The organism is Vibrio sp. 10N.222.55.A1, from assembly GCF_041473835.1.
In the GTDB taxonomy this organism is placed as follows: domain Bacteria; phylum Pseudomonadota; class Gammaproteobacteria; order Enterobacterales; family Vibrionaceae; genus Vibrio; species Vibrio crassostreae_C.
Genome location: NZ_JBFRSX010000046.1, coordinates 83,181 through 102,273, shown reverse-complemented (window position 1 = coordinate 102,273; position 19,093 = coordinate 83,181). Strand labels below are relative to the sequence as shown.

General features: G+C 45.4%; 11 protein-coding genes and 1 pseudogene. All 12 read right to left on the bottom strand.

What is annotated here, in order from left to right; all coding sequences use genetic code 11:
• Positions 1-401 precede the first annotated feature (401 nt).
• Entirely contained in the window at positions 402-713 is a 312-nt protein-coding gene (locus AB4493_RS15065; RefSeq protein ID WP_102428212.1) for a hypothetical protein, read from the bottom strand.
• A gap of 113 nt (positions 714-826) precedes the next feature.
• On the bottom strand, positions 827-1,102 hold the full coding sequence (locus AB4493_RS15060; RefSeq protein WP_017066511.1) for a hypothetical protein: 276 nt from the start codon (positions 1,100-1,102) through the stop codon (positions 827-829).
• A gap of 668 nt (positions 1,103-1,770) precedes the next feature.
• Positions 1,771-2,280: pseudogene (locus AB4493_RS15055) on the bottom strand (IS5/IS1182 family transposase); the annotation flags it as partial.
• Positions 2,281-2,528: 248 nt separating this feature from the next.
• The gene (locus tag AB4493_RS15050; protein WP_016789753.1) at positions 2,529-3,146 is read right to left on the bottom strand and encodes a TRIC cation channel family protein; all 618 of its coding nucleotides are present in this window, start codon (positions 3,144-3,146) and stop codon (positions 2,529-2,531) included.
• 74 nt (positions 3,147-3,220) lie between these two features.
• A complete protein-coding gene (gene btuF / locus AB4493_RS15045) occupies positions 3,221-4,090 on the bottom strand; it encodes a vitamin B12 ABC transporter substrate-binding protein BtuF (RefSeq protein WP_372155309.1) in 870 nt (289 codons plus the stop codon).
• Position 4,091: 1 nt separating this feature from the next.
• A complete protein-coding gene (locus AB4493_RS15040; protein WP_372155307.1) occupies positions 4,092-5,045 on the bottom strand; it encodes a cobalamin biosynthesis family protein in 954 nt (317 codons plus the stop codon).
• Between the two features lie 10 nt (positions 5,046-5,055).
• Positions 5,056-5,751 carry a 5'-methylthioadenosine/S-adenosylhomocysteine nucleosidase gene (gene mtnN / locus AB4493_RS15035; protein WP_372155305.1) on the bottom strand — a complete coding sequence of 232 codons (696 nt, stop codon included), beginning with the start codon at positions 5,749-5,751 and terminating at the stop codon, positions 5,056-5,058.
• Between the two features lie 127 nt (positions 5,752-5,878).
• Complete coding sequence (locus AB4493_RS15030) at positions 5,879-6,310, bottom strand: DUF1499 domain-containing protein (protein ID WP_372155303.1); 432 nt, start codon at positions 6,308-6,310, stop codon at positions 5,879-5,881.
• Positions 6,311-6,480: 170 nt separating this feature from the next.
• Entirely contained in the window at positions 6,481-7,893 is a 1,413-nt protein-coding gene (locus AB4493_RS15025; protein WP_372072700.1) for an FAD-dependent oxidoreductase, read from the bottom strand.
• Positions 7,894-7,909: 16 nt separating this feature from the next.
• Positions 7,910-12,373 (bottom strand): glutamate synthase large subunit, encoded by a 4,464-nt coding sequence (gene gltB, locus AB4493_RS15020; protein ID WP_372155301.1) that lies wholly within the window; start codon positions 12,371-12,373, stop codon positions 7,910-7,912.
• A gap of 428 nt (positions 12,374-12,801) precedes the next feature.
• Positions 12,802-14,271 (bottom strand): glutamate synthase subunit beta, encoded by a 1,470-nt coding sequence (locus tag AB4493_RS15015; protein WP_017066517.1) that lies wholly within the window; start codon positions 14,269-14,271, stop codon positions 12,802-12,804.
• Positions 14,271-18,818 carry a glutamate synthase large subunit gene (gene gltB / locus AB4493_RS15010; protein WP_372083386.1) on the bottom strand — a complete coding sequence of 1,516 codons (4,548 nt, stop codon included), beginning with the start codon at positions 18,816-18,818 and terminating at the stop codon, positions 14,271-14,273. The genes AB4493_RS15015 and gltB (AB4493_RS15010) overlap by 1 nt, the downstream gene beginning before the upstream one ends.
• Positions 18,819-19,093 lie beyond the last annotated feature (275 nt).

Genomic DNA, 19,093 nt, shown 5'->3' with positions numbered 1-19,093 from the left:
CAACGCTCAAGTGGGCGAAATCATGGCGAATGTCAAAGCGATTAACAAAGTCATAGGACTAGGTATGCCCGTTAGAAGCTAACGGCTAGCTACATATGGTGTCGTTGATCTTCAAGCTGATTTGATCAACAACGCCGTGTTGCCCCAAAAAATCATGAAAGTGGCTAAACATGGTAAAATTAATTTTATATATTTCATATAAGATATCACCATAGGCTTTATATTATTTAAAGATTTACGGTGATCTTTTTAAATATATTTTTCATAGCAATAGGTAGTGACCAAAAATAATTTAGATAATTTTGGTCACCATATGTTATTTAAATTTTGATAAAAAAGCTTGAACTATGTCATTTGATAATCGATTGTTCTATTTTGTGTTTTAAATTAATAGATTGAAATTAGTCGAGAGGGGTAATTGTCTCTTTACCATCAAAGTCAAAATAACCTGATTCAGAAATTGCCTCTTCAATGCCAAAGTCTTTATTTGCTACTGTGATAGATACATCGCAAAAGTATGATGTATTTCTAACATTAGGGTGTTTTTTCTTTGAGCAGTTGATTTTATCGATGGTCGTTTCTACAAGCCCCATAGTAGCTCCAGTTGCTTCAATGATGCCTTGTTCAACAAGAGACTCAACTTTTTTCGAGTCGTTGCCACAGCCAGTTATAAGAATAGTAGCAAGGCTAATGGTGAAGATTCTAATCGTCATGATGGTAACTTTAATATTAGTTAAAGGTCTTTATTTAAGTCGTCAGTTTGGCTTTGACTAGCCACTAAATCAAACTATTGAGTGTATATATTTTGCGATTGCTCTTGCAAAGACTAGGCTTGGCTTTCCGCTGTATCCAATACTTTGTTGTTAAACTCTTTTGTGCCTTTGTAACCCATAAATAGTGCTACAGCCCAAATGATGAAACTAATTGGAGATGCAATCACGGTAATTGCACATACAATAGCAATGATTAGATTAATAATACCCCACATGACGCTTCCTGCGTACATTTGACCAGCACCTGGAATAAAGAAGCCAAGTGCTAAGGCAACAATTGGGTTCTTCATGTTGTTCTTAAGTCTAGCTTCTTTAATTGAGTCGTTCATTTTAATCCCCTAATTAGTGTTTGTGTTCTAAAAGGTTAATCCACGTAGAACAATTAAGTCAAATGCATTAATTGTTTCACTTTTATTTTATTTTTGTTAATTGTCATGGAAGTGTAATAAATTATATTTGTAATAAAAAGTTCTGTCAGGTTTTTTACGTACAACCATTCCAATGTCAATAATTTATTTTGGGTGATTTCTATTTCGTGATTAAAGGTTAATAACCATCTCAATTGCTCGATAATTGATCGCCAAGCAGATGCGTACTGTTTCTATAAACTCAGTTTCTATGGGCTAGTTGAGTTTTAAAAGTGCTTTTTCGAACACTTATGTCTGATTGACTTTTGAGCGCGTCATTGTAGCCATGCGCAAATTGAGTTTGCACTAGAAACCATTTGTAACATAATTTATTGGTGCCGATGAGCGTTCCATTTTTGTGATGTTTGTTCAGATTTTTATCGATGGGTTTATTTTGATTGAGTGAGCTTATGGTTGTAGATAAGGAACTTTAACTAGAAAGTTTGATGGCGGTCACTTTTTTTACTAACCAGATGGTAAGTTTTTTTGTGAGAGAGTGTCTAATTGATTCTTTTTGTTGCAATTTGAGGTTTGTAATCTTCGAACTTAACCAGTTTTTCGGCGTGATAATGAGGTGAATTTCAATATAATCATATATTAACGACAAGATTTGCCCCTTGAACGTTGTAATATCTCAAGCTTAATTGACCACTGAATAGCCCTTTATATCGCGGCATTGCGATTTCAGGTAGTGATAACCAAGCTTGGCTTTCCACTCCGTTATAATCCCATTTTTCAGAGCTGTTACTCTTTCATTTCTGGGATGTCCGTCTTTCCAAAGTGCTGAATTTTTGTGTCGTAAGTCTCCCCCCTCTGAGACGGCGCGGATCTTTCTACGTAAAGAAATAAATAATGTTGGCATCACCTCATTATCGCCAAGCTTTACAAGGCTAATCTAATAACTAATGGCTTCGTGGATATCAACGTCAAAGCTTACGCTATGTTCTCTGCTTTTCGAGCCATGTTTTTCATCTTTTACTCACTCTCTCTAAAGGTCCTGAGTTCTGTTGAGTCTATGGCTATGTGGTGAGCAGCACCTTTATATTTATTCCAATATTTAACTTTACCGTTTGTGAGCGATAGCTTATACAGGTGTAATTAAGGGGGGGGGGGGCTAACCTCAATCCCCCCACTTATTTATCTTGGTTCGACTGACTTGGAGATATTTTGCAATTTGTGTACGAGAGAGGCCTCTTAAACGTGTGCGAGTAAACGCACACAAATCAATGATGAAAATTGGAAGGGATTGGTATTTCGTAGCAGGTCATTTCGTGAAGGCTGCTTAGTTCACACTAAAATGTAGATGATAGAGGCCCCTTTGCGGAGCCTTTCACTTTGTAACGATAGCTTATTTGATGGCGAAGGTCGGCAATGATAAATGCCAACGAATAGCGCCAAGCCTGATCAATAGTGTTGAGAACACGCCGGCCAGAAATGCAGTTTCTGAATCGTGCCCCATGCTGATCGCCATGGTATGGAAAGCGCCACCAATGATACAAGCGGTCGCGTAGACTTCACTTCTTAGAATCATTGGCACTTCACGGGCAAGCACGTCGCGGATAATACCGCCACCGCAACCGGTGATGACACCCATGATGATCGCCACTAGTGCTGAATCTTGATAGATAAGTGCTTTTTCTACACCAATGCCAACAAACACCGCTAGGCCAATCGCATCACATACCGGCAATATCCACCAAGCCAGACGTTTCGGGCGTCTTACAATAATCATGGTCAGCAAGCAGGTGGTAATGATGACCCAAAGGTAGGTGGTATCGGTGATCCAAAACACGGGAGTTGCACCCAATGCCATGTCACGAATTGTACCGCCGCCAATCGCGGTTACACTGCCTAAAACAGCGACACCAAAGGGATCCATCTTAAGACGGCCAGCGACAAATACGCCTGAGACAGCAAAAATGGCAGTGCCAAATAAATCGATAATATAAAGCAGCATGGAGTCCATGATACTGGTGCTCTTATGGTTGAAATTGTAGGGACAGGTCGGTGGCGAATTGTACGAAAAAACGCAGCAAATAGTTAGTGATTTTGCCTAGCTCTATCGAAGAAATCGCATACTTGTTGGATCGCTTTCAAAGTTCTCGTCGTCGGGCGATTAATCCAGTCAGAGTTGAGTGACCAAATCTGATTTTGAGCGACTGCTGGGATCTCATCTTCCCATGTTTGCCACATGGTTCCATTCTCAATTGCATGCTGAGAAGTGAAGATCACTTGCGGTTTCCTTAATACAACTTGCTCAATGCCAACTTGCGGGTAAGGGGAAGCACTGTCTTCGAAAATATTGTGACCGCCACAAAACTCAAACACCTCACTTGGCCAGTGTCCTTGAGCAACAGTGATGATTGGCTTCTCACTGAGCTGATAAAAGTAGTCTACGGGTTCGGCATCTTTATATTTTAGTCTCAATGCGTTGAGTTGTTCTTTGTATTGCTTGGCATTATTTTCGCCAATACTCGGATCACTGGAGTATTGGCTGAGTTGTTCAATATTGGTCGCAATGCTGTCTAGGCTTTTAGTTTTCGAGTAGTAAATATTAAAACCAAATTGCTTTAGTTTCGCGAGTTCTCTGGGCGGGTTTCCAGCTGGCCACGCAAGAATCAAATCAGGCTGAAGTGCGATGATCTTCTCAACCTTGATGCCTTGATAGTTTGCTACTTTTTCAAGCTTATCGGCTTGTGGTGGGTAATCACTTCGTTCACTTACGGCGACAAGGTTGTTACCTAAACCTGCGCTGTACGTGAGTTCAGTGGCATGAGGAGCAAGGCTGACCACGCGTTGAGCCGGCTGTACTTGTTCTTGAGTCAGTGGTGCTTCTTCTGCAAATGATAAAGGCAGCCATAAGCTGGAAGACAAAATAGTAAGGCTTGTAACAAGTGCTGAAGGTTTCACTCTAAATCCCTTGGTGAATAAATAGTAAGGCTAGGCTTTGTAAAAAGATCCAGATAGCGATGCGACCAAAGAGTAGTTTCTGAACCTGAGATAGATGCAGAGCTGACGGTGCGATTCTTCCGCCTAATTTCGCGCGAATGGCTTTGGTGTTGTCGTAAATCGCAGGGCCACCTAATGATAACTCCAGCTTGTTGCCAACGGCCGTGATCAACCAGGCAGGGCCGGGCAGTGGCCAAGAGCGACTTTGGACTAACATCATCTTGAACGTGTGAGACGCTTTATCACCACATACAATCATCAAGGCAAATAAGCGCATTGGTATAAATTCTAGAATCGCGACTATCTTGATTGCCGTTGATCCAAATGGAGAGAACTGCTTACGGCTTGGTGACCACGCTCGCGCTAATTCGACAATCAGGCGATACATTAAAGCGGCGATTCCACCACCAATGGCGTACCAGAATAAAACACAAACCACATTACGAGCGTAACCCATGATTATGGTTTCTGTGGCGGCTTTGCCGAGGCCAAGTGACGAAAGTGATTCGGTCTGACGATTGATAATCGGAGCCAGTAACTGACGAGCGGCCGCTTTATCTTCTCGACCAAGAGCTTTGATCAGTTGGTTAGCCAGCTTTTCATTATTGCGCCAATCAATCGCGAGTAATAACAGTGCCAATTCAAACAGTTGAGATTGCCAAACCAATGGTTGCAGTGCCAAGAGAATAACCAGAGTTGGCAGTACCATTAACCCCCAGGCTAATGTGCCTGAGATTAAGCTTTGGGAATAGTTGTGGTTGTTATTAACCTTGGTTGCTAAAAGTTCAGCAAACTTATGCCATAAGGTAGTGGGGTGTGCGGCATGGGGGATAGGTAAAATTAAATGAAAAAGCAGTGCTCCCCACATCACAAGGAGCACGCCATTTGCAAATACCTGATCAAACAGTGTTTGCATGTCTAGTCGCTTACTTTAGTAGGGCAACCATCTTGATAACCATTTCAGAAGAGCTTTGCGCTGCTAGTGGCAGGAACTCTTCGAAGCTCATTGGTGATTCTTTGTCTGCAACATCAGAGATTGCACGAACAACCACGAATGGTACTTGGAATTGGTGACAAGCTTGAGCGATAGCCGATGCTTCCATCTCTACAGCAACAACAGATGGGAAGTGCTTGCGGATGAATTCTTGGCGTTCTGCTGTGCAAACAAATGCGTCGCCAGTACAGATAAGACCGCGAACGGCATGCTTATCTTCCATTTGTGCTAGAGCTTGTTCAGCAACAGCCATCAGTTTGTCGTCAGCTTTGAACGCTGCAGGCTGACCTGCCATTTGGCCGATTTCGTAACCGAAAGCTGTAACGTCTGCATCGTGGTGACGAACTTCAGTTGAGATAACCACATCGCCAAGGTTCAGTGTTGAATCAAAACCGCCAGCAGAGCCCGTGTTAAGAACGACATCTGGTTGGTATTCGCTTAGTAGGATTGAAGTACCAATAGCCGCTGCTACTTTACCAATGCCAGATTGAAGCAAAACAACGTCAACACCATTTAGCTGACCAGAGAAAAAGGTACAACCGCCTTTATTAACTTCAGTAATGTCTGAAATTGCTGCTTTTAGGATCGCAACTTCTTGCTCCATTGCGCCAATGATGCCGATTTTCATGTGTAGTCTCTTAATAAATAATATTTAAACAGTAGAGCGAAATTGTAGCATGGATAAGAAGTGTCGAGCGACTGCCCAGAGGCACTTCTCATCCGAATAGTAGCGATTTATCTGCGTATTCTTTTATCTATTTGATTAGGCCTTCGCTTTTCAAGCTAGCACGAAGTTGTTCAGCTCGTTTTCGGTTTACGCCAAAATCAGAATGGCCAGTACGAGACTCTGAACGTACGATCAGTTTGCCATCGGTGATTTTAAGTTCTAAGTCATCGACAAAACGCATGATGCGAGAGGTGCATTCAACACGCAGATAATCTTCTTCTGTTTTACTCGCGGTTTTCGACCCTGGTAAGGTGAGTGCAACCTGCTCAATCGCATCTAGGTTTGCTGAATCTGATAACTCAAATGCGGCCAATGCATGCTGCTCACGATCATCTTGAGTTGATACGCAATTTGGTTTGTCTCCACAAGGTGATGAAGTTCTGTCTTTCATGTCCGTGATTCCTTGGCTGCAAGCGGTTAACGTTAAAAGTGATAGCGAGAGGAGAGCGGCTTTTTTCATAGTGTTTCCTATGGCTTGTTTTTAATTCTAATTGTAGTTATCGGCATTGGTTTGTCTGCGATTGTTTTACGTATTTTTGTTGTGCTTGTGATAAACGTATCTAATTCAAAAAAGGATCCATAATTGGATCCTTTTTTATAGTAACGAACTGAGTAATAAAGGAAACCTAATCACACTTCTAAGTAATCTAATATCCCTTCCGCGGCTTTGCGGCCTTCATCGATAGCGGTCACCACTAAGTCAGATCCTCGAACCGCATCACCACCTGCAAAGATCTTGCTGTTGGTGGTTTGGTATTGAAACTCTTGTTTGTTAGGAGCCTTGATGCGACCCCACTGATCGAGCTCCACACCGAAAGGTTCTAGCCATTCCATCGCATGAGGTTGGAAACCAAATGCCATGATAACGGCATCTGCTTCAAGAACATGCTCACTGCCTTCGACAGGTTCTGGACGACGACGGCCTGCTTCATCAGGCTCACCCAAAGCGGTTTTCACGAATTTCACACCAACCACATGACCAGCGCTGTTAAGCTCTAAGCCGATAGGTTGTAGGTTGAACTTGAACTTCACCCCCTCTTCACGTGCATTTTTTACCTCACGGCGAGAACCTGGCATGTTGGCTTCATCTCGGCGGTAAGCACACACCACATCTGCCGCATTCTGACGAATAGAGGTTCGAACGCAGTCCATCGCCGTATCACCACCACCAAGCACGACGACTTTCTTACCTTGCATATCGATAAATGGGGTTGGGTTTTCCAGTTCCATGACCTTGTAGGTATTAGAAATCAAGAATGGCAGAGCATCATAAACGCCCGGTGCATCTTCGTTGTCTAAACCCGCACGCATGTTTTTATAGGTGCCGACACCAAGGAAAACAGCGTCGTAGTCATCGACGAGTTGCTGAAGTTGTACATCTTTGCCGACTTCGGTATTCATTTGGAACTCGACGCCCATCTCGCTAAAGATACGGCGACGATTTTCCATGATGCCTTTCTCAAGCTTGAACGATGGAATACCAAACGTCAGTAGGCCACCGATCTCCGGATAGCGGTCAAACACAACGGCTTTTACGCCATTACGAACTAGGATGTCAGCCGCCGCTAGACCTGCTGGCCCCGCACCGATGATCGCGACCTTTTTATCAGTCCACTCAACGTGAGACATGTCAGGCTTCCAACCCATCTCAAAGGCTTTGTCGGTAATGTACTTTTCAATATTGCCAATGGTTACGGCACCGAAATCGTCATTGAGGGTACAAGAGCCCTCACACAAGCGGTCTTGAGGGCAAACTCGACCGCAAACCTCAGGCAGGCTGTTGGTTTGGTGAGACAGTTCAGCGGCTTCGATAATGCGCCCTTCATTGGCAAGCTTAAGCCACTGAGGGATGTAGTTGTGAACAGGACATTTCCATTCACAGTATGGGTTACCACAGTCTAAACAACGGTCTGCTTGCGCTTTCGCTTGCTGTTTAGTGAAAGGTTCGTAGATCTCTACAAACTCAATCTTACGTATCTTGATTGGTTTCTTCGCTGGGTCTACGCGATTCACATCAATAAATTGGTATACATTCTGGCTCATTATTGGCTCCTTCCAATTATTGCGCTTGAACACGAAGTTCAGCTGAGCTGCGGCTTTGGTGGCCGAGCAAGGTGTTCAGATCCGCCGTCTTTGGCTTCACTAGGTAGAACTTTGGAATCCATTCATCAAAGTTCGCCAGAATAGCTTCAGCGTGTACTGAGCCAGTCTCTTCTAAGTGCTCTGCAATTAAGCCACGCAGATGTTCTTGGTGGATAAATAAGTCAGACAGAGAAAGTGCCTCGACCGACTCGTTATTTACTCGACCTTGGAAGTCTTCGTTCTTATCCATGACATAAGCGAAGCCACCTGTCATACCCGCACCGAAGTTGACGCCAGTTGCGCCAAGAATGGCAACAATACCGCCGGTCATGTATTCACAGGCGTTGTCACCAGCGCCTTCAATCACAGCAACCGTACCTGAGTTACGTACGCCAAATCGTTCGCCAGCCGTACCAGCTGCAAACAGCTTGCCTCCAGTTGCGCCATACAGACAGGTGTTGCCTATGATGGTCGCTTCGTTACAAGTAAATGCGGTGCCTTGGTGAGGCTTGATAACCACTTTGCCGCCAGCCATGCCTTTGCCAACATAGTCATTGGCATCGCCTGTTAGGTAAAGCTCAACGCCGCCTGCGTTCCAAACCGCAAAAGATTGGCCTGCTGTACCGTCGAGATATAACTTGATTGGTGAACCTGCCATCCCTTGGTTGCCGTATCGCTTAGCAATTTCACCAGAGATACGAGCACCAATCGAGCGGTCTGTGTTGATCACGTTGTAGTAAAGGCTGGTGGATTGACGTTTCTCAATTGCATCGAGTGCATCATCCAGAATCTGCTGGTTGAGCTGAGCTTTATCAAATGGTGCGTTTGGCTCGGTCCAAAACAGTGGGTGACCTTCTGGAGATACCGGAGCTTCGAGTATTGAAGAGAGATCGAGCTTGTTCTGTTTCGCGGTGAGGCCTTGAACGGCTTCAAGTAAGTCAGTACGACCAATCAGGTCCGTGAGTTTTTCTACGCCGAGTTCTGCAAGGTATTGGCGAACTTCATCGGCTAGGCCTGTAAAGTAGTTCACCACCATGTCTGGCAGGCCTTTGAAGTATTCGCGGCGTAGTGTTTCATCTTGAGTCGCAACACCCGTCGCACAGTTGTTTAGGTGACAAATTCGTAAGAACTTACAACCCATTGCGACCATTGGCGCGGTACCAAAACCAAAGCTTTCTGCACCGAGAATCGCACCTTTAATCACATCAAGGCCAGTTTTTAAACCACCATCGACTTGCAGGCGGATCTTATGACGAAGCCCGTTAGCAACCAGTGCTTGTTGAGTTTCTGCTAAGCCAAGCTCCCAAGGGCAACCTGCGTATTTTACCGAGGTTAGAGGGCTTGCCGCGGTACCGCCATCGTAGCCAGAAATGGTGATCAGATCGGCATAGGCTTTCGCTACACCAGTTGCAATCGTGCCTACACCCGGTTCCGATACTAACTTTACTGAAACCAAGGCTTTAGGGTTCACTTGTTTAAGGTCGAAAATCAGCTGCGCTAGATCCTCGATAGAATAAATATCGTGATGTGGAGGAGGGGAGATCAGTGTCACCCCTTGAACTGAATATCTCAGCTTAGCGATTTCTGCGGTAACTTTATGGCCGGGCAGTTGACCACCTTCTCCAGGCTTCGCACCTTGCGCGACCTTGATCTGCAAAACATCCGCATTGGTTAAGTAATGTGGCGTCACACCAAAACGACCGGAAGCTATCTGCTTGATACGAGAGTTACGGTCAGTACCAAAGCGTCGAGGGTCTTCACCACCTTCACCAGAGTTTGAGTAACCACCCAAGCGGTTCATCGCCATTGCTAATGCTTCATGCGCTTCTGGGCTCAAAGCACCGATCGACATTGCCGCAGAGTCGAAGCGTTTAAACAGATCGCTGTTAGGCTCGACTTGCTCTAGTGGTAGAGGCTGATCGGCTTTTTTGAGGCTCATTAAGTCGCGTAACATCGCAGCTGGACGAGCATTTACTTGCTTAGCAAAAGAGAGATAATCCGATGTCTCACCTGTTTTTACTGCAGTTTGCAGAGTGCCAACCACATCAGGGTTATAGGCGTGATATTCGCCGCCGTGTACGTATTTGAGTAAACCACCGTGCTCGATTGGCTTACGCTTAGTCCAGGCTTTACGAGATAAGTTATAGATATCTTGCTGGAAATCGCTAAAGCTTGCGCCTTGGATTCGAGTGGTAACTCCGCGGAAACAGAGCTCAACAACATCGGAATGAAGGCCAACGGCTTCGAAAAGCTGTGAACAGCGATAAGAGGCAATGGTTGAAATTCCCATCTTCGACATGATCTTGTACAGACCTTTGTTGATGCCGTTTTGGTAATTTTGCATTGCGGCACGATAATCTTTATCTAAAGAGCCATCATCCAACATTTTACCTAATGCTTCATAAGCAAGGTACGGGTAAACCGCAGTCGCACCGAAGCCAAGTAGCACTGCGAACTGGTGTGGGTCACGAGCTGTTGCTGTCTCAACAACGATGTTGGCATCACAACGCAGGTTGGTATCAGCAAGCCTTGTTTGCACCGCACCAACCAACATGGCTGCAGGGATCGGTAGTTTTCCTTTCTCTAAACCTTTGTCCGACAGCACAACTAAAACCGCACCTTCGCTGACTTCTTGTTCGGCGCTATCACATACTGCTTTGATTGCTTGTTCTAGATCTTGGTTATTCGGGTCGTAGTGCATGCTGAGAATGACATGACGATAATGTTTTTGACTCAACTGCAGAAGCTGCTGCATGTCTGAGTAAAGCAGTACTGGTGAATCAAACGTGACACGATAGGCGTGACCGTCTGTTTCACAGAACACGTTCATCTCTTTACCAATACTGGTCGCCAAAGACATCACGTGTTTTTCACGCAATGGATCAATCGGTGGGTTGGTGACTTGTGCAAACTTTTGACGGAAGTAATCAGTGACCAAGCGTTCTTTTGAAGAGAGCACAGCCATTGGCGTGTCGTCGCCCATTGAGCCTACTGCTTCTTGCCCCATATCACCAAGCACACGCAGCACTTGGTCGGACTCTTCGTTGCTCATCGCAAACTGTTTTTGGTAGGTCTTGAGCGTATCATCGTCAAAGCTACGCTTACCCACTTGGTCATCTTGCAGCGCAGAAAATGGCGTTAACTTGTGAACGTTCTTTTCCATCCACTCTTTATATGGGTGGCGGCCTTTGAGGTCATTGTCGATCTCATTAGATTGCCATAGCTTGCCGCGGCGAGTATCTATGACGAGCAATTCACCTGGGCCGACACGCCCTTTCTCTGCCACTTCATCTGGCGCGTAGTTCCAGATACCGACCTCAGATGCCAAGGTGATCAGGTTGTCTTTGGTGATGACATAACGCGCAGGACGCAGGCCATTTCTATCGAGGTTACACGCAGCGTAACGACCATCAGAAAGTACGATACCTGCAGGGCCATCCCACGGTTCCATGTGCTTGGAGTTGAAGTCGTAGAATGCACGTAGATCTGGGTCCATATCTGGGTGGTTTTGCCAAGCGGGCGGCACAAGCATGCGCATCGCTCGGAACACATCCATACCACCGGCAAGGAACAGGTCGAGCATGTTATCTAGGCTTGATGAATCTGAGCCTGTCTCATTCACAAAGGGTGCGGCGGTTTGTAAATCTGGCAGCAACGGCGAAGAGAATTTATAGGCACGAGCCTTAGCCCATTGTCGGTTACCTTCAATGGTATTGATCTCACCATTGTGCGCTAAATAGCGGAATGGTTGAGCCAGTGGCCAACGTGGCTGAGTATTGGTTGAGAAACGCTGGTGGAACAGACATATCGCCGATTCCATACGTAAGTCAGCAAGATCGAGGTAAAATCGCGGAAGATCAGCCGGCATACACAAGCCTTTGTAAACCATGACTTGTGTTGAAAGGCTACAAATATAGAAACCTTTGTCTTCGGTGATCTGTTTTTCAATTCTGCGACGAGCGATATAAAGGCGTCGTTCAATATCGCGTTCACGCCAACCCGCGGGGGCCGAGATAAACACTTGCTGAATATTGGGAACTGAATCTTTGGCAATCGGACCTAATACGTCGGTGTTGGTCGGTACTACGCGCCAACCTGCAACCGTTAAGGTCTCTTGAGCGAGCTCTTTATTGACGATGTCTTGCGCGGATTGCGCTTTGATTGGATCTTGGCTGAAGAAAATCATGCCGACAGCGTATTGCTTGCCGAGCTTGAAGTTATTCTCTTCAGCAATAATTCTGAGATAAGAGTCAGGCTTCTGTAGTAATAAGCCACAGCCATCCCCGGTTTTACCATCCGCAGCGATACCACCACGGTGTGTCATGCGATCGAGGGCTGAAATAGCAGTTCTTACCAACTTATGACTAGGTTGGCCTTCCATTTGCGCTATTAAACCAAATCCACAGTTGTCTTTTTCAAGACTAGGATCATATAGAGCCATTGCAATTCTCCCTTTTGCTTCTCTGTCATCCAGACAGTAAATGACTAACTATTCATATACTTGTTGTTTTTTATAAACTGATAGTTTGCTTTAGCCAGTTAAAACGTTATTGGTTGTGTTAACAAAACCGATTGATTTTATTTTCATCAGCTTTACAACGTATAGCTAATTGTGTTTAAGGTCAAGTTCATGGTTAATTATCATGCATAAACGCGATTAGCCACTTAATAATCTAAAATAGTCGATGGATATCAATGAGATATATAAGTTGAATGTTAACGAGATTTAACATATACAACAGGATGATTTTGAAAACGACAAATGCCAGATAGAAAAAAGGCTAGCATCGAGTGCTAGCCAAATATAAAAGTTAGGAAGGGTATTGCTTTTCCTCTAGGCTAACGTAATTGACGTTAGCCCGAGAAATATTATGCGGAAAGCATGAGTGAATCAGCTTTCGCTTCTAAGTTTGAGTTACCCATTAAGAAGTCATCAATGGCAATTGCACATTCACGACCTTCATTAATACAACGTACAACTAGAGATTGACCAGTACGCATATCACCAGCAGCGAAAACGCCTTTCTGGTTCGTTGCAAAACCTTCAGAAGCGACGTTACCGCGCTCGTCCAGTTTAATGTCTAGTTGAGCAAGCACGCCGGTTGGCTCCGGGTGTAAGAAGCCCATTGCTAGGAATGCCATGTCACAAGGAATAACACGTTCAGAGTTCGCGACTTCATCAAAGCCTGGACGCTCACCTGGTTTCGCATCTTGCCAAACGATGTCAGCAATACGTAGACCCGTCACTTGACCTTGCTCGTTACCGATGAACTCTTTGGTTAAGATGTTCCAGTGACGTTCACAACCTTCTTCGTGAGAAGTGGTGGTTTTCATGATCATTGGGTATTGAGGCCAAGGCATGTTTGCAGGGCGCTTCTCTGGTGGGATCGGCATGATCTCAACCTGAGTAATGCTCGCTGCCTTATGACGGTTTGATGTGCCCACACAGTCAGAACCAGTATCACCACCACCGATAACCACAACGTGCTTATCTTTAGCGTGAATCTCTTCTGTTTTAAGATCTAGGTTGTTAGCACGGCGGTTGTTTTGACCAAGGAATTCCATGGCAAAGTGAACGCCTTTCAACTCACGACCAGGGATTGGCAAGTCGCGTGGAACCGTAGAACCACCCGTTAGCAATACCACATCAAACTCTTGGCGTAACTGTTGAGCATTAACATCAACACCGATGTGTTGGTTAACTTTAAACTCAACGCCAGCTTCAGCCATTAAGTTGATCTTACGATCAATCACGTCCATACCCAGTTTGAAATCTGGGATACCGAAGCGAAGTAGACCACCGACTTTCTCGTCACGTTCAAATACCGTTACCGAGTGACCAGCGCTGTTTAGCTGCTCAGCTGCGGCTAGGCCAGCAGGACCTGAACCGATAACTGCGACAGTTTTACCTGTGCGAGAGCGTGGTGTTTTAGGTTTTGCGTACCCTTCACGGTACGCAGTTTCGACAATCGTTTTCTCGATATTACAGATAGTGATTGGGTCTTGGTTGATACCAAGAACACAGGCACTTTCACAAGGAGCAGGACAAACACGACCGGTAAACTCAGGGAAGTTGTTGGTAGAGCTTAGGATATTCCAAGCCTCTTCCCAGCTGTCACGGTAAACCGCATCATTGAATTCTGGGATGATGTTACCAATCGGACAGCCGTTGTGACAGAAAGGTACGCCACAGTCCATACAACGAGAGGCTTGAGTATTGATCTTTTCACCAAACTCTTCGTTAAGTACGAACTCTTTGTTGTCTTCGATACGAACCGATGGGTCGAGCTTCTTTGGAAGCTCGCGACCGTGTTCTAAAAATCCAGTAGGCTTACCCATTATACTGCCTCCACTTCTTCCGTTTGTGCCTGTTGTGCTTCAGCTTTACGCTTCTCAAGAACTGCTTTGTAGTCGCGTGGCATAACTTTAATCAGTGATGCAATACTTGCTTCAAAGTTGTCTAGGAAAGACTGAGCAACTTCACTTCCTGTGAATTCAACGTGCTTGGTTAGCATATCTAGTAGAAGATCTTTATCTTCTTGTTCAATTGGATCTAGGTCTACAAGTTCTGGGTTAAGCTTGGTTTCGAAGTCACCAGCTTTGTCCCAAACATAAGCGACACCGCCACTCATACCCGCAGCAAAGTTACGACCTGTTGAGCCAAGGATAACGGCAACACCGCCAGTCATGTATTCACAACCGTGGTCACCAACGCCCTCAACAACAACCTTCGCACCTGAGTTACGAACACAGAAACGTTCACCAGCCATACCGCGAATGAAAGATTCACCTGAGGTTGCACCGTAGAAACATACGTTACCAACCACGATGTTATCTTCAGCAACGATAGAAGACTTCGCATCTGGGTACAGTACCAAAGTACCGCCAGACAGACCTTTACCCCAGTAATCGTTCGCGTCGCCTTCTACTTCGAACTTAACGCCTTTCGCAAGGAACGCACCGAAAGATTGGCCAGCACTACCGTGGAACTTAACGTTCATTGGCTGTGGTAAACCTTGGTCTTTGTAAACCTTCGAGATTTCGTTCGACAGCATGGTACCCGCAGAGCGGTCTGTGTTGATGATAGGGAAGGTCGCATTCACGGTTTCACCTTTCTCAAGCGCTGGAATTGCCGCTTGAATCAACTTGCGGTCTAGAACGTCTTCTAGGTTGTGGTTTTGTTGTGTCTGGTTGTAGATACCATCTTCTTCACGAGCCTGCTCAATGTGCAGTACAGGTGTTAGATCTAGGTTCTTGTACTTCCAGTGGCCGATGTCGTCACGAACTTTAAGTTTGTGCGATTGACCTACCATCTCATCGATAGAGCGGAAGCCAAGTTCAGCCATTACTTCACGCAGACCTTCAGCCATGTATTGGAAGAAAGTCACTACGTCTTCTACGCGGCCGTCGAAACGCTCACGCAGAGTTTTGTTTTGTGTTGCGATACCAACAGGACAGGTATTCTTGTGACACTTACGCATCATGATACAGCCTTCAACAACCAATGCTGCTGTTGCTACGCCCCATTCTTCCGCGCCAAGTAACGTTGCTACTGCAAGGTCACGTGGTGTTTTCATCTGACCATCAGACTGAACAACGATACGGTTACGTAGGCCGTTTTTCAGTAGTGTTTGGTGCGTTTCTGCTAGACCTAGTTCCCAAGGCAGACCTGTGTGACGGATAGAAGACATCGGAGATGCACCCGTACCACCATCAAAACCTGCGATAAGTACCACGTCAGCTTTCGCTTTCGCTACACCCGATGCAATCGTACCTACGCCAGCTTCTGATACTAGCTTCACGTTGACACGACCGTTACGGTTCGCGTTTTTCAGATCGTAGATCAGCTGAGCCAAATCTTCGATTGAGTAGATATCGTGGTGTGGCGGTGGCGAGATAAGACCTACGCCCGGAGTCGAGTGACGCGTTGCGCCGATCCAGTCATCAACCTTATCACCAGGTAGTTGACCACCTTCGCCCGGTTTCGCACCTTGAGCCATCTTGATTTGTAGCTCATCAGCGTTAGATAGGTAGTAAGACGTTACACCAAAGCGACCAGAAGCCACCTGTTTGATTGCTGAACGTTCCCAGTCGCCGTTTTCTTTACGTTCGAAACGTGCTGGATCTTCACCACCTTCACCTGAGTTTGATTTCGCGCCAATGCGGTTCATCGCAACAGCCAGTGTTGAGTGAGCCTCATGCGAGATTGAACCAAAGCTCATTGCGCCGGTTGCGAAACGCTTAAGAATGTTCTCGATTGGTTCTACTTCTGCTAGAGGAATAGAGCCTGCAGGGTTCTTGATGAAGTCCAGTTGGCTACGTAGCGTTGCTGCGTTGTCGCCTTGGTCATCAACTGCTTTTGCGTACTTCTTGAACTGACCGTAATCTTTGTTACGCGTCGATTCTTGAAGTAGAGAAATCGTTTCTGGGTTGAATAAGTGTTTCTCACCACGTTGTTTCCACTGGTAAACACCACCAACATCAAGGATCTGAGCTGGAATTTCACGAGCTGGGTAACCAACACGGTGACGAACCAATACTTCTCGCGCGATATCGTCGATCGTTAGACCTTGGATACGAGAAACAGTACCTGTGAAGTATTTTTCAACCACTGATTTGCTAACACCAAGTGCTTCAAAGATTTGTGCACCGTGGTAAGACTGCAGCGTAGAGATCCCCATCTTAGAGAAGATCTTAAGTAGACCGCCGTTAACACCTTTACGGTAGTTATCGAATAACTCACGTGGGTGTACGTTTGGATCTAGCTTCTTAGTACGTTGCAGTTCAACAATCGTTTCAATAACTAGGTATGGGTTAACTGCGTTTGCACCATAACCGATAAGCGTTGCAAAGTGGTGTGTCTCACGAGCGTCGCCCGTTTCAACAACGATGTCACACTTAGCACGTAGACCTTTACGGATTAGGTGGTGGTGAACCGCGCCAACCGCCAGCATTGCTGGAATAGCGGCATGGTTAGAGTTAACCGCACGGTCTGTCAGTAGGATGATAGAGTAGCCATCAATCACTGCGTCTTCTGCGTATTGGCAGATACGCTTAAGTGCGCGCTCTAACTTACCTTGGTCGCCATTTGCTTGGAATACGATATCCAGCGTCTTCGCCTGAAGGTGCTCGTTATCGATTGCACGCAGTTTTTCTAACTCAGAGTTAGACAGTACTGGAGACTCAAGTTCTACTTTTTGACAGTGCTCAGGTGTTTCAGCAAGTAAGTTCTGGTCTTTACCTAGGTAAGTGTTCAGAGACATAACCATGCGCTCACGAATCGGGTCGATCGGCGGGTTAGTTACTTGTGCAAACAACTGTTTGAAGTAGTTTGAAAGGTGCTGCGATTGGTGAGAAAGAATCGCTAGCGGCCAGTCAGCACCCATTGCAGAAAGTGGCTCGTAGCCTGTTTTCGCAAGAGGTAGAATGATTTCGTTTACTTCTTCAGAACTCACGCCAAACGATTGTTGTTTGTGTAGTAGTTTCTCTGGAGAAGGTTGGCTAAATTCGTTGCTCGCATCCGGTAGCTTTTTCAGGCTCAGAAGGTTCTCTTCAACCCACTTTTCGTAAGGTTGTGCTTTAGCAATGCTGTCTTTCACTTCTTCATCAGAAATGATGCGGCCTTGCTCAAGGTCAGCAACGAAGATACGACCTGGTTGTAGACGACCACGGTACTCAACGTTTTCAGGTGCAATCTCAACAACACCAGACTCAGACGCCATTACTAGGAAGTCGTCTTTAGTTACTGTGTAGCGAGAAGGACGCAGACCATTACGGTCAAGTGTTGCACCTACTTGAACACCATCGGTGAAACATACTGATGCTGGGCCATCCCATGGTTCCATTACGTTCGCGTGGTACTGGTAGAACGCACGACGAGTTGGATCCATGTTTTTGTTTTCTTGCCATGCTTCCGGGATCATCATCATCAACGCGTGTGGCAGAGTACGACCTGAAAGAACAAGTAGCTCAAGTGCCATATCGAAGTTTGATGAATCCGAACTACCTTCCTGACAGATAGGAAGCAGCATGTCGATTTCAGCTTGTGTAAACAGATCCGATTCTAGGATTGCTTCACGTGCTTTCATCCAGTTCAGGTTGCCGCGAACCGTATTGATTTCGCCATTGTGCGCGATGTAACGGAAAGGCTGAGCTAGACGCCAACGTGGGAATGTATTGGTAGAGAAGCGAGAGTGTACTAGTGCTAGAGCTGTCACCATGGTTGGGTTTTGCAGATCTAGGAAGTACTGAGGAACTTGTTCAGTTGTTAGCTGACCTTTGTACACCAATGTCTTGTAAGACATTGAGTTGATGTAGAAGTCATCACCGATATTTGAAACGCTTTCTAGGCATACACGAACCGTGTAGTTACGTAGAACATACAGTTTACGCTCAAGCTCTTCTGGTGTGATACCTGGGCCGCCAGAAATAAATACGTGTTCAAATTGAGGTTCAGTGCTTAGTGGGTCAGCACCAATCATTGAATTGTCCGTTGGAAGTTCACGGTAACCGATAACTTCTAACTCAAGGCGTTGTGCATTGCGTTCTAGAATGTCACGACACTGTGCACGTTTGTGTTCATCTTTAGGGAAAAGTACAACACCAACACCATATTTTTCAAAAGATGGCAGCTTAATTCCAAGCTTTACGGCTTCTTCTAGTAAGAATTCGTGCGGCTTCTGTAGCAGGATACCTGCACCATCACCAGAACACGGATCGCAGCCTTGACCGCCACGGTGTTCCATACGTGCAAGCATATCGAGTGCTTGAGTTACTACATCATGAGATTTGCGATTCTTTAGATGCGCAACAAAACCGATACCACAAGCGTCATGCTCCAATTCAGGAGTATACAGACCCTGTGAGTTCTGCTCTTGATCTACCATAGATACATCCTTCCAGTTAAATCTAGGCGCAACTTATTTGTATAAAGTCAGCCTTGTCCTTTTATATTTATGGGTCTAAACCTGCCTATGCTGGCGGTTTGAATCCTTTCCGTATCTCGCAGGAAAAGTATTGCGAGAAAAACAATCCTTAGTGATACCTGTTTATTTTTAACCACAAACTAGTGGTTTATATAGGTGGGAGTTAGATATCACCGACTTATTAGCAAGTTTTCGTTGTAAGTAAATACTCAAAAATAGCCAATATGTGTAAGTAT